This window comes from Delftia sp. WSY_7, assembly GCF_043104845.1.
GTDB classification, from domain to species: Bacteria; Pseudomonadota; Gammaproteobacteria; order Burkholderiales; family Burkholderiaceae_C; genus Comamonas; species Comamonas tsuruhatensis.
In genome coordinates this window covers 62,102-74,722 of the sequence record NZ_JBICLB010000013.1, presented here as the reverse complement: position 1 = coordinate 74,722, position 12,621 = coordinate 62,102, and the positions used below count along the sequence as shown (strand labels likewise).

Genomic DNA, 12,621 nt, shown 5'->3' with positions numbered 1-12,621 from the left:
CCAAGCCTGCCATTGTCATGGCATGCCTGCATGCATTGACCTTCGAAAATCCCATCTTCATCGCCGGCATGGCGACTTGTTAGCCATCTACACCTGGATCAACGGTGAACGCGCCCTGGTCCTCGTTCCTGGCATGCGTCCCAAATCGCCCTGGTATGTGGTGATGGAGAGCGCGGCCTATCTCTACGATGATCCGGCCTACCTGGCGCGCATGTGCAAAAAAGCATGTGAGGTGCTGGGCTTGCCGTCCGGCCGACCGCATTGGGTGAGGGTGGCCACCATCATCCACGAAGGCCTGCCCGACCTTGTAGCCATGCCCTGTGAACCGCCGTGGGAGCACCAGGGCCGCGAGTTTGGCAGCTTGGTGGTCACGCTGGATGGAAAGGAGATTGCGGCGCAGGCTCTGACGGTTCCGGATACGGGGGCAGAGTATGTCCCTGTTTGAATCACGCTTCAACCGGAGCGCGGGCGCGGGCGAGCGCGTCCTCAACGAGGAGCCGCAGGCGTTTGAGGTGGCCGACACCACACCCCGGCATCCGCTGGACCAGCCGGAGGCCCGCAAGACCCTGCGCAAGCTCCTGGGCTGGTATTGCCGCGAGCGCGAGATCCAGGCAGAGAACCGCCTGCAGATGGCCATCGACGCCGACTACTACGACGGCGACCAGTGGGACCCCGCCGACGCCGCCAGACTGGAAGAGCGGGGCCAGGTACCTCTGGTATTCAACGAGGTGGCCGTCATGTGCGACTGGCTGATCGGCACCGAGCGCCGCGCGCGCGTGGACTGGAGTGTGCTGCCTCGCACCGAGGACGACGTCCAGATGGCCGACATCAAGACCAAGGTGCTCAAGTATGTTTCCGATGTGAACCGCACAGGCTTCAATCGCAGTCGGGCTTTCGAAGACACCATCAAGGTGGGGGTGGGCTGGCTTGATGACGGGGTGCGCAACGACCCCACCCAGGACATCATCTACTCCAAATACGAGGACTGGCGCAACGTGCTCTGGGATTCCATGGCCATGGAGAACGACCTGAGCGATGCACGCTACATCTTCCGTACGCGCTGGGTTGACGAGGATATCGCCATCACCATGTACCCGGGCCGTCGCGACGTGCTGGAGCGTGCGGTGCAACAGGATCAGGAGCACAGCGCGCAACAGTGGGCCGAGGACGCCTTCCATTACCAAGGCCATGTCAGCCAGCATCCGTCTGCAAGCGTCTCAGGTGGGCGAAGCGACGCGGACAACGAGCAACGGCGCCGTGTGCGGCTGATCGAATGCCAGTTTCGCATGCCAGCGTCGGTCCGCGTCGTGACCGAAGGGCCGTTCAAGGGGGCGTTTGTCGAACCCTGGGACCAGGCGCTGATGCAGGCCATCGGACAGGTGGGCGGTGCCATCGTGGACCGTGTGGTCATGCGCATGCATGTTGCGGTATTCACGGAAGGCCACCTGCTGGCGCTGGGACCGATGCCCATGCGGCACAACAGCTTCAGCCTTACGCCCATCTGGTGCTATCGCCGCGGTCGTGACCGCATGCCCTATGGCGTGGTACGGCGGGTACGTGACCTGCAGATGGACCTGAACAAGCGTGCCAGCAAAGCGCTGTTCCTGTTGTCCACGAACCAGATATTCGCCGAGAAGGGCGCCTTCGACGACATCAATGAGGCGCGTGAGGAAATCAACCAGCCCGATGGGGTGGTGATCTACCGCGCAGGCAGAAAGTTCGAGGTGCACCGCGACAGTGAGATGGCCTCCGGCCAGATCCAAATGATGAACCTGGATACGCAGGCCATACAGAAGTCCGCCGGCATCGGCGGCGAGAACCTGGGCCGGCAGACCAATGCCAGCTCTGGGGTGGCCATCAAGGCGCGCCAGCTGCAGGGCTCGGTAGTGACCACACAGCCATTCGACAACCACCGGCTGGCCGTGCAACTGCAGGGCGAGAAGCAACTGAGCCTGGTAGAGCAGTGGTATACGGATGAAAAGGTCATCCGGCTATCGGGCCACAAGGGGCGCCTCGACTGGGTGCGCATCAACCGTCCCGAAATGCAGCCGGACGGCAGCGTGCGCTATCTCAACGACATTACGGCCAGCCTGGCCGACTTCATCGTCTCCGAGCAGGACTATGCGGGCACGCTGCGCCAGGTCATGTTCGATGCGCTGTCGCAGATGGCCGGGCGTATGCCGCCTGAGGCTGCACTGCGCCTGCTGACCATCGCCATGGACTACTCCGATCTCCCCAACAGGGAGCAGATCGCGGACGAGATGCGCAAATTGACCGGGGAGCGCGACCCGGCCCGGTCCCTTTCTCCCGAGGAGCAACAGCAGATGCAGCAGCAGATGCAGGCCCAGGCCGAGGCCCTGCAGATGCAGCAGGAAGGGGCGCGCCAGGCTCTTGCCGAGCAGGTGGCGAAGGTCCGCGAAATCAATGCCCGCGCCGAAAAGCTGGAAGCCGAAGCCGAGCAGATGCGCTCCAGCGGCGGAGACCAGGCCCTGGCTCTGCGCATGGCTAATGCGGCCGCCGCAGTGCGGCGCGATGCGGATGTCGAGTTGGACAACATGCGCCGGCAACTGGCCAAGGCCAACACCGAACTGGCCAACAAAACGCTGCAGATCAGGGCGGACCAGGATGTGCGCTTGCAGGTGGCATGCATCGAGGCCGACTCGCGCGAGCGGGTGGCCCAGATCCGGACTCGCAGTTGCGAGCATCTCGATTCCATGTCGGGCCGCCTCGCGCAGTTTGAACAACAAGGAGTGATCGATGAGCAATGACGCCACACAGGCGGCCTTGGAGGCCGCAGCTCATGCCACAAGCGCCGGTGCTGCGGCAACCATGGGCAGCAAGGTTGGCTGGGGTGGGCTGGGCTTGGGCGGCTTCGGCTGGCTGCTGACCTCGGAGGCTGGCGTCGCCATGGGCGTACTGGTGGGTATCGCGGGCTTTTCTGTCAGTTGGTACTACCGCCGCAAGGAGTATCAGTTGAAGCTGGCTGAAGAGGCCCGTGACCAGGCGGAGCACGAAATGCGCATGAGCCTCATGCGCCGCGGCGGAGCACGTGATGCCGCTGGTGAGCAGGAGGCTCCATGATGGTCAAGCAAAGGGTGGCAGACCTATCAGCCCGCGATGCCGGGCCATGGTCGCCGGCCATCGGGAGTGCATGATGGCCCCACAGGACTCCAAGGTGCCGGTGCGGCTGGCAGGGCGGCTGGCGGCACTGGTGGTGCTTGCCGCAATGGGCGCGGGCGGGGCGCTGGTGACCCGGCACCTCGAGGCGCCGGCGTTGCTTGACTCCTATGTACGAGCCGTGGCTGACGACTCCGGTACAACGGCCGGCGTGAAGGTCGCCATGGTTCTGGGTTCGTTCTACGAGAGCAGCGGGCGACACATCGGGGCACCCTATGCCGACAGGCTGGGCAAGGGGCAGCCGCTGACCGTCTGCAATGGCATCACGGGTGATGGCGTCATTGCCGGGCGCTGGTACAGCCCTGCGGACTGCTATGCGCTGGAGCGCGGTCGCTATCTGCTGGCCGAGCGCCAGGCGCGGCAACTGCTGGTGCATTGGGAGACCTACGACCCTTTCGTTCAGGGCCAATTCATCGATTTCGTCCACAACAAGGGGGCGGGCAGCCTTGCCAACAGCACCTTGCTGCGCAAGGCCAACGCAGGTGACCTTGCGGGCGCCTGCCGCGAGAACCGCCGTTGGAACCGCGGCACGATCCGCGGTGTGTCCACCGTACTGCCCGGCCTGCAACTGCGAGGCGAGGCGAATGGAGAAATCTGCCTTGAGTGGAGGGTCGTGCCTTGATCTCCAGCCTCTTCGCACGGACCTGGGCTGCCGCTGCGGCCTTTGCTTTGGGCGCGGCCTGTGCCTGGTGGGTCCAGGATCAGCGCCATGGGCTGCGCCTCGAGCAGCTCAGGCTGCATGCAGCCAGCACTGAACTGGCCAGCGTTCGCCAGGCCGCGCAGGACGTGGCCGCATTTTCACGGGATTTGAACAATGCACTTGCGACATACCAGCGTACCCAGCAGCGCAATGCCGCAGCTCAGCAGGATCTTGAGCGCAGCCTGCGTGACATGCACGCTGCTGCTTCAGGCCTGCGCGGCGACTTCGCCGGCTTGCCCGAACGTATCGACGCAGCTGCCCGGCCCTCCCTTGCCCGGTACGCCAGCACCTGCACAGCCCTACTCGAAGACCTGGCAGAGCGAGGTGGACTCATGGCGCAGCGCGGTGCAGATATCGCGCGAGCGGCTGATGGCCACGCCGCTGATGCCCGATTGATGGGCGATGCATGGCCCCGTACCAAGCCTGCCAACCTTCCCTGAGCACGCACATCAGGAATATTCAACCATGAGCAACCAAGACGATCGACTGCGCCTTCTCTCCGACGCCGAGCGTTCCTCCATGCAGGAAGACGACTACGACCCCCATGCAGACAACGAGGCTGCGCTTGCGGCGCTGGGCCGCGGTGATTTGGGTGCTGAAGCCGAAGGTGCCCCGTCCCCCGATGGCGAGCCCGCTGATCAGGCTGTAGCGGCACTGGAGTCCCGTGAACATGCTGCAGCAGAGCATATCCAGGGAGTAGGGTCGGAGCCCGCGAAGGCTGCCCGGGAGGCGCTGGCGCAGGCGTCCGGCTACAGGGTGGACCTGCCCCAGGACTATGAGGACCAGGTACTGGCCAACAAGGCGGCGATGACCGAGGTGCGTCGCAGGTACAACGACGGCGATCTGGACCATGAGGAAATGGAGTCGGAACTGGACCGGCTGCAAGACCAGCGCGATGCATTGCGCGACGTGAAAACACGCGCCACCGTGTCGGCAGAAATGCGCCAGCAGTCCGAAAGGGACGCCTGGACCCATTCCATCCGCACCTTCCTGGACGAAGCCGCAAAAACGCCTGAACTGGGCCGTGTGAACTACTACACGGACCACGGCAAGCAGGCGGATCTGGACACTTTTGTGAAGGCCCTGGGTTCGGCACCCGGCAACGAAGACAAGCCTTTTCGCTGGTTTCTGGAGGAGGCCCATAAGCGCGTGCTGGCCCTGCATGGAATTCCCATCGCAGGCAGGCGGGCCGACCCGCAACGCAGGCCCGACGCCTCGGCCGTGGTCACCAATCTGGCCGACGTACCCGGCGGCGCGGGCGATGCCGACCCCGTGAGCGACGAGTTCGCCGAGCTGGACAAGCTCACCGGCCTGGACTACGAGCGCGCGCTGGGCCGCCTGTCCGAAGACAGGCGCGCACAGTACCTGCGTTCGCTGTGAAGGAGCCCATGGCACAGGCAACTGCATCGGCGCCCGACATGCGCCGCATCTTCATGGAGCTGCGCACGGGCGATGTGCTGGAGGTGGGCGGTGTGCGCATCCAGCTGGAATACAAGAAGGGGCAGGCTGCGCGCATGGTGATCGCGGCGGCGCCGGAAACCTGCGTTCGCAAGATCGCGGCGTCCTCGCGGCCCGTACCAAGCCTGCCATCTTGAGGGCTGAACCATTTTTCAACCGGGGCGCTGGAGTGCTCGCTACCACACAGGAGCACTCCTATGGGCAAAACAGTGGTGGGCGTGAACAGCCCCCGCGCGGTCAAGCGCTTTTCCGGCGACCTGGCTCTCGATGTCTCTCAAGCCTCGTACTTCGGCAAGCGCTTCGCGGCCGTGGGCCAGGGCGCCAAGACGCCAATCCAACTGCTGACGGATCTGGAATCCGAAGCCGGTGACCTGGTCAGCTATGACCTGCTGGCCGAGCTGCGCATGGCGCCCGTCGAGGGCGACGATGTGCTGGAGGGCAAGGAAGAAGGGCAGCGTTTCTACACCGATGAGCTGTACATCGACCAGGCGCGTGGCGGCGTCAACACGGGCGGCCGCATGTCGCGCAAGCGCACGCTGCACGATCTGCGCATGCGCGCCAAGCAGCAGCAGGCCAACTGGTGGGGCCGCTTCCAGGACGAACTGACTTTCACCTACCTGTCCGGCTCGCGCGGCATCAATGCCAACTTCATCCTGCCGCTGGGCTACCAGGGCCGTGCCAAGAACCCGCTGACGGCGCCTACGCCCAACCAGCACCTGTTCGGCGGCGATGCCACGGCGGTGGCCAACCTGGATGCCACCGACAAGATGTCGCTGGCCGTGGTGGACCGTGCCCGCGTTCGGGCGGACAGCCAGGGTGGCGGTGCCACCAACATCCCCGTCATGCAGCCCTGCGTGGTCGATGGCGAGGAAGTGTTCGTCATGGTCATGCACACCTTCCAGGAAGACGACCTGCGCAAGGAAACCGGCACGGGCGGCTGGCTGGAACTGCAAAAGGCCGCGGCCGCTGCTGTGGGCTTCAAGTCGCCGCTGTTCAAGAGCGCGCTGGGCATGTACCGCAACGTGGTGCTGCACTCGCACCGCAACGTGATTCGCCACAACACCCACGGTGCCACGGGCGACCTGGAGACGGCGCGTGCGCTGTTCATGGGTGCGCAGGCCGGCGTGATGGCGTTTGGCTCGCCGGGCACGGGCATGCGCTACGGCTGGCATGAGGAAACCCGCGACAACGGCAACCAGGTCGTGATCACCACGTCGTCCATCTTCGGCGTCAAGAAGTCGGTCTTCGAGATCGAGGGCGAGAAGCAGGACCACGGCGTCTACGGCATCGACACGGCCGCTGCGTCGCGCTGACCCAACCCAACGAATCAGAGGAGTCAGACATGGCTTTCAAGCAACTCAGTGCCGTGGCTGCAGGCCACCAGGCCCCCATCACCCCCGGCGGCTCCGAGCTGGTGCGCTCGCGCTTCGGCCAACCCCTGGCAGTGGCGGACCACGCAGTCGGTGCCCGTGGCGTCATCGGCATCCTGCCCGCTGGCACGCTGCCCGTGTCGCTGTACATCCGCGTGCCGGCCGCCCTGGGCGCGGGCTTCAAGGCTTCCATCGGCCTGGCGGATGCGGCCGGCGACATCAGCACAGCGGCCGACGACGGCGGCGGCGCCTGGGTGACGGACAACGATGTGGGTGCAGCCGGTGGTTACGCGCACCTCGTGCCAGCGGCCTTCGCCAAACTCGCAACCAAGGATGAAGACCGACGCATCATCCTCAAGGTTTCGGGCGCAGGCACGGCTGCCGGCCTGTTCACGCTGGACCTGATCTACACGAACGCCTGACAGCGCGCTCATGTGTGCGCCCCCGCAAGGGGCTTTCCCCGGTGGCATCGGCCGCCGGGGCTTTTTGAACCCCGGAGAACCAAACCATGAAGCTGTTCACTTCGCTGCCCGCACGCAAGGACGGAACCCTGATCGTGCGTATCAAGGGCACCACTTATGTCTTCGAGGGCAAGCCTCTTGCCTGCGAGGTCGAGAGCGAGGCCCATGCGCAATACCTGCGTGCTGGCAACTTCCAGACCGAAGAGGACTTCGAGGCCGAGCAGAAATTCCTGCGCCTGGCCGCCGAGCGCGAAGCGCGCCGCCCTCCCGCTGCTGGCCGTACCTCTGTGGCGCGCGCCGTCCTTCCGCCCGGCCTGGGGCCGGACGAGGGCAATGACGACTTTGACGGTGGCACGGGCCTGCCTCAGGAGTCGGATTCGTTGCCCACTGGCCGCGTGCGCAAGGCCTCGCGCGCTTCCCAAGTGATCGGCTAAACGCATCATGGCCTCCTGGGAAAGTTGGCTGCCCGAACTGGTCCTGGCAGCCCCCAAGGCGCCGGTCCCGCTCATCCACCTGGCGTTGAACCGCGCCGCGCGCACCTTCCTCAAGGCCACGCGCGCCTGGCAGGAATGGCTGGAGCCTACGGACGTGACTGGCGAGGCCTTCGCCGAATACACCTTCGAGCTGCCCCAGGGCGCGGAGCTGCTGCGCCTGGAGCGTGCCACGCTGGCCGGGCGCCCGCTGGAGGTGGCCAAGGCGCGCGATCTGCCTGCCGATCCCTGGCAGCACGAGCTGCGCGGCAAGCTCTACCTGGTCACGACGAACCTGCGCGAATTCACAGTACGCACGGGCAGCACGGGCCGCCTGCAGGTCTACGCCTCGCTGATGCCGTCCCTGCGCGGCAACAGCGTGCCCGACGAGGTGGCCTCGCTCTACCATGAGGCGATCCGCGAGGGCGCCAAGGCCGAGCTGCTGGCCACCGAGGGCACGGACTACTACAAGCCCGACCAGGCCGGCGTGGCCCTGGCGTTCTTCCAGCGCGCCATGGATGACGCCACGGCCGACGTGTGGCGCTCCAACACCAGCCGCGGCTCGCGGGGGAGGGCGTCATGGCTCTGACGGTGGCCCAGCTGCTGGACGATGCAGCGCGCGACCTGCAGGACAAGGGGCACATCCGCTGGACCCGTGCGGATCTGCTGGACTGGTTCAACGCCGCGCAGCGTGCCTTTGCCGAGCAGCGGCCGGACCAGATGGCCCAGCCGCGCGACCTGGTGCTGGCCGCCGGCTGGCGGCAGGAGCTGCCGGCCGACGTGCTCACGTTGATCGACATCACGAACAACGCCAACGCCACGCAGCGGCGCATCACCAAGACCGATCTGTGGGTGCTGGACGCCGTGGCCGGCGCCTGGCGCTCGGGCTCTCCGGGCCGCGAGGTGCAGCACTACATGCACGACCTGGGCACGCCCCAGGAATTCCTGGTCTATCCGCCCGTGGCCGCCGGCACCAAGGTGCGCGCCATAGTGGGTGTCGCGGCCGTGGACCTGGCCGACGAGAACGGGACGCCCAGCGTGCCCGAGCGCTGGATGGACGCGCTGCGGCACTTCGTGCTGTTCCGGGCCTGGTCCATCGACGCCGAGTTCGGCGGCAACGCCACCATCGCGGCGGCGCACCGTGCCCTCTACAACGAGGCGCTGGGCATTCAGGCCCAGGCTGCGGCCACCACGGCCGTGGCCCAGAAGTGAACCAAGCCTGCCATCCTGGCAGACATCTTCAATCGGGGCGCTGGAGTGCTCGAAGCCATAGGAGCCGTCATGGCTGGTTTCAGCACATCCCTCGCCAACGCGATCATCAGCGCCACGCTGCGCAAGCAGGCCTTCCCGGCCATCCGCAACACGTTCTTCGCCCTGTTCACGGCAGACCCCACCGACGCTTTCACCGCCGGCACCGAGGTAGCAGCACCCTGGTACCAGCGCGTGCCCACGGGCGCCTTTGCTGCGCCCAACAACGGCGCCACCTACAACGCCGTGCGCGCGGAGTTTCCGCCCGTCACAGGCGCCCAGGTCACGGTCACGCACATCGGAATCATGGAAGGTGACTCGGCCACCGATGGCACGGCCACTCTCATGTATTCCGAGCCGCTGCCCACGCCGCGCACGCTGCAGATCAATGACGTGTTCCTGGTGGACAGCCAGGCCCTGACGGGCGACTTCACGCTGCAGCTGCTGTAAGCCATGAACCGGGGAGCACTCAATGGCTTTGCGCTGAACGGGCGGGCCTCCGATCCCGTGGTGCGCATCCGCGTGGACGCCAAGGGCTATGCCCGTGTGCGTGCCGGTGGCAGAGTGCTCGCCTATGCCGTGGTCCACTCGGCACCAGCTGCTGCGCTGACCGGCCCGCTGGGCCGCGTGCACGCCAAGCTCTCGGCCGATTCCGTGGCGCGCGCAGCTGTCGAGGGCGTGCTGGGCCGGGTCCATGTGCGCAGCCTGCTGGCAGCCACGGGTCGCGCCATCGTCAAGGTCACTCTGCCGCCCGTGCGCGGGCGCGTCGCGGCAACGGCCCGGGCGAGCGCCACGGTTACGGCCCATGTGCAGGCACGCATTGGGGTGGACGCGACCGCGCGTGCCAACTTCAAGCCCCAGGCGCGCCTACTTCGCCGTGGCCCGGTGCAATCCACCCCCACCGCCCGTGGCTCTGTCGATGGCCGCATCTACGTGCGCCGCTGGCTGCGTTCGCCTGTGGACGGCAAGGGCCAGGCCTTTGTCGTCACGCAGGGGCGGGTCGAGGCGCGTCTGGCCGCGCTGGTCCAGGCAAGGGCTGCCATCACGGCCCGTGGGCAGCGCCTGGTGCGCGCGCCGCTGCAGGCCCAGGGCCTGGCCTTCATCGAGATCGATCCGGCCGTGCACAAGCGCCTGCCCTTCGATGAGCAGGCGCCCGAATCCCGCACCTTCCTCGTGCCCGCAGGAATGACCACCTTCTACGTCACAGACCAGGGGCAAAGCATGTTCCGCACTTCCCCCATGCAGCCTGCAGACACGCAGGACTACGACATCGAGTTCGCCGACTGGTTTCCGCCAGGCGACGAGATAGTTTCCGTACAACTCAAGGTGCAGCCCGCCATGCCCATGCCGCCGTCCTTTGCCTTCGTGGGCCAGCGCGTGAAGGTCTGGATCTACGCGGGCGGCCTGAGCGGCCAGAAGTACCAGATCAGCGTGGCCGCCACGACCAACGACGGCCGCACCAAGGAGGTGGAGCTGATCGTGCCCATCAAGGAAAAATAGAAATGCCCCAGCTGTACCTGAACAACTTCCAGACCCAGTTCATCGCTGACGTGCGCGCGGCACCGCAGACAGGCGCCCCGGCCAGCGAGCTGGACTACGGTGTGCTGCGCGTGTCCGATGGCGCGGCCGGCACGCTGCTGAATCCTCCCGCCGGTGGCTGGTACGTGCTGACGGCCTACAAGCGCAACGGCTCGCTCGAAACCGACTACGAGATCCTGCGCGTGACCGCCGTGGACAACTCTGTGATCGGCGAGTGCCGCCTGACGGTTCTGCGCGGCCAGGAAGGCACGGCGCCCCGGGCCTACAACTCGGGCGACCTGCTGGAGATGCGCATGACTGCCGGAGGCATGCGTGAGGTCGTCCAGACTTCGGATGAGCGCATGTCGAACCCCCGGCCCCCGTCTGGCCCGGCAGGGGGCGTGCTGGCCGGCCAGTATCCGAACCCGACGTTCGCCCAGCCCATGGCCTTGGTGTCGGACCTTCAGGGCAAGGTGGACAAGGTGTCAGGCAAGGGCCTGAGCACCAACGATTTCACCGATGAGGCGGCGGCGAAACTCGGCGGCGTGGCGGCGGGGGCGACCAAGAATGCCGCCGACGCGCTGCTGCGTGACCGGAGCACGCACACGGGGACACAGCCAATTGATTCCATCTCGGGATTGCAAACGGTATTGAACGGATTTGTTGGTGCGGACCTGTATGCCAGATACGAGAGTCCGTCGCTCATGGCAAATGCGCCGATTGGGCGCTATGTCTCTTACTATTCAGGCGGCACAGCGGGCGCGGATTGGCCTACAAATAATGAGACGGCATGGTGGAATGTTCTGACTTTCGGCGTTGCTTCCCGCCTTACTCAAGTCGCACAACAGTGTTTTGCCGGTAGGCCCGATTCTGGAATAATTTACACCAGGACTAAACATGATGCGTCATGGTCCGGTTGGAGCCAAATTGGTGGAGTGATTCCGGTTGGCAGTGGTGGGACTGGTGCAACAAACGTAGTCCAGGCGCGCAATAACCTGGGAGTCAGAAATTATGCCTCTGGCGGCATAACGCTGTACGTGCGTGCTGATGGCAACGATGCAAACACGGGGCTGCAGGACACAGCTGCCGGAGCATTCAGGACGCTGCAACAAGCGATTAATATGGTAAACCTCATTGACAGGTCTACGGTGTGGACCGTCGTCAAGGTGGGGCCGGGCAACTTCGCTGGCGTCAACATCGGTGCCTACTCTGCGTTCAGCGGCAATCTCACCTTCGACGGCGCAGGCGCGGGGGTCACGAACATCGAGGCGGCCAACGGCATCTCTGCGTTTTCCATGGTGGGATGCCGTGTAACTATCAAAAATCTCTCGGTGATCGCATCGCCAGGAAACACCAACACCTATTTGATCAATGCAGATCACAATAGTCTTTTGGACATGTTTGATGTGACATTTGGCGGAAATAACGTCAATCCCTATGTCTTGATCTATTCTTCAAATGGCGCAAATGTCATCCTGGGAAATATTACAATTGCCTGCAATTTCACCTATGGTCTGTACGCCACATACTATGGCCGCATTTATGTGGCAAGCCAGCGCACTACATTTGTTGGGGCGAGTTGTTTGAGTTCATTTATTAACGCGCTTACAAACTCGGGCGTTGTGTGGGTGAATAATACCGTAACAGGTTCGCTGGGCGGACCGGGGGTCAAGTTTTACGCTATTGGAAATTCCACCATCAGTACCGCTGGGGCGGGAAGTGGCGCGATTCCTGGAGCAGGCGCGGGGCAGCTGGTATCTGGAGCACAGTTGACATGAAAACACCGATCTACCAACTCTCCCACGACAAGCTCGTGTTTCGCAAAAATGCGGATGGCACCACGTCCACCATCGCCATTACCGACACGCCCGAGTTTCCGAACCATAATCCCGACTACCTGGCCTACTTGGCCTGGTGCTCGGCTGGCAATGTGCCGGCGCCTGCGGACCCGCTACCAGTTCCCGTGCCTCCGACCATCACCCGAGCCCAGGGCAAGGCGGCGCTGATCCAGGCCGGCCTGTGGCCGCAGGTGCTGGCCTTCATGGCCGGCATCGAAGATCCCAACGACAAGCTGCTGGCCGAGGTCGCTTTGAACGACACGGTGAACTGGGAGCGCAGTAGCCCATTCCTCGCGCGTGTCGCTGCGGAGCTGGGCCTGAGCCAGCAGCAGCTCGATGAGCTGTTCATCGCGGCAGCGGCCATCGTGCTGTAGCGGCCAG

General features: G+C 64.9%; 16 protein-coding genes. All 16 read left to right on the top strand.

Going from position 1 to position 12,621, the window contains the following annotated elements; all coding sequences use genetic code 11:
- The first annotated feature begins 76 nt into the window (after positions 1–76).
- On the top strand, positions 77–445 hold the full coding sequence (locus ACF8ME_RS05835) for a hypothetical protein (RefSeq protein WP_017404271.1): 369 nt from the start codon (positions 77–79) through the stop codon (positions 443–445).
- Positions 432–2,768 carry a hypothetical protein gene (locus ACF8ME_RS05830; RefSeq protein WP_392415658.1) on the top strand — a complete coding sequence of 779 codons (2,337 nt, stop codon included), beginning with the start codon at positions 432–434 and terminating at the stop codon, positions 2,766–2,768. Before ACF8ME_RS05835 ends, ACF8ME_RS05830 begins: the two co-directional genes overlap by 14 nt.
- Positions 2,758–3,081, top strand: coding sequence for a holin (locus ACF8ME_RS05825; RefSeq protein ID WP_017407505.1), 324 nt, complete (start codon positions 2,758–2,760; stop codon positions 3,079–3,081). The genes ACF8ME_RS05830 and ACF8ME_RS05825 overlap by 11 nt, the downstream gene beginning before the upstream one ends.
- 73 nt (positions 3,082–3,154) lie before the next feature.
- Positions 3,155–3,799 carry a glycoside hydrolase family protein gene (locus ACF8ME_RS05820; protein ID WP_392415656.1) on the top strand — a complete coding sequence of 215 codons (645 nt, stop codon included), beginning with the start codon at positions 3,155–3,157 and terminating at the stop codon, positions 3,797–3,799.
- Entirely contained in the window at positions 3,796–4,317 is a 522-nt protein-coding gene (locus ACF8ME_RS05815; protein WP_392415654.1) for a hypothetical protein, read from the top strand. The genes ACF8ME_RS05820 and ACF8ME_RS05815 overlap by 4 nt, the downstream gene beginning before the upstream one ends.
- 25 nt (positions 4,318–4,342) lie before the next feature.
- Entirely contained in the window at positions 4,343–5,257 is a 915-nt protein-coding gene (locus ACF8ME_RS05810; protein WP_061289094.1) for a hypothetical protein, read from the top strand.
- Between the two features lie 8 nt (positions 5,258–5,265).
- Entirely contained in the window at positions 5,266–5,472 is a 207-nt protein-coding gene (locus ACF8ME_RS05805; protein WP_209803155.1) for a hypothetical protein, read from the top strand.
- A 60-nt stretch (positions 5,473–5,532) separates the two neighbouring features.
- Positions 5,533–6,648 (top strand): N4-gp56 family major capsid protein, encoded by a 1,116-nt coding sequence (locus tag ACF8ME_RS05800; protein WP_209803153.1) that lies wholly within the window; start codon positions 5,533–5,535, stop codon positions 6,646–6,648.
- A 29-nt stretch (positions 6,649–6,677) separates the two neighbouring features.
- Entirely contained in the window at positions 6,678–7,127 is a 450-nt protein-coding gene (locus tag ACF8ME_RS05795; protein WP_209803151.1) for a hypothetical protein, read from the top strand.
- Between the two features lie 86 nt (positions 7,128–7,213).
- Entirely contained in the window at positions 7,214–7,600 is a 387-nt protein-coding gene (locus ACF8ME_RS05790; protein ID WP_061290141.1) for a hypothetical protein, read from the top strand.
- Between the two features lie 7 nt (positions 7,601–7,607).
- Complete coding sequence (locus ACF8ME_RS05785; protein WP_392415652.1) at positions 7,608–8,225, top strand: hypothetical protein; 618 nt, start codon at positions 7,608–7,610, stop codon at positions 8,223–8,225.
- Positions 8,216–8,848 (top strand): DUF6682 family protein, encoded by a 633-nt coding sequence (locus tag ACF8ME_RS05780; protein ID WP_392415650.1) that lies wholly within the window; start codon positions 8,216–8,218, stop codon positions 8,846–8,848. The genes ACF8ME_RS05785 and ACF8ME_RS05780 overlap by 10 nt, the downstream gene beginning before the upstream one ends.
- A 69-nt stretch (positions 8,849–8,917) precedes the next feature.
- Positions 8,918–9,334 (top strand): hypothetical protein, encoded by a 417-nt coding sequence (locus ACF8ME_RS05775; protein WP_047218288.1) that lies wholly within the window; start codon positions 8,918–8,920, stop codon positions 9,332–9,334.
- A gap of 3 nt (positions 9,335–9,337) precedes the next feature.
- On the top strand, positions 9,338–10,384 hold the full coding sequence (locus ACF8ME_RS05770) for a hypothetical protein (protein WP_392415648.1): 1,047 nt from the start codon (positions 9,338–9,340) through the stop codon (positions 10,382–10,384).
- Between the two features lie 2 nt (positions 10,385–10,386).
- Complete coding sequence (locus ACF8ME_RS05765; RefSeq protein WP_392415646.1) at positions 10,387–12,180, top strand: hypothetical protein; 1,794 nt, start codon at positions 10,387–10,389, stop codon at positions 12,178–12,180.
- Positions 12,177–12,614, top strand: coding sequence for a hypothetical protein (locus ACF8ME_RS05760; RefSeq protein ID WP_392415644.1), 438 nt, complete (start codon positions 12,177–12,179; stop codon positions 12,612–12,614). The genes ACF8ME_RS05765 and ACF8ME_RS05760 overlap by 4 nt, the downstream gene beginning before the upstream one ends.
- Positions 12,615–12,621 lie beyond the last annotated feature (7 nt).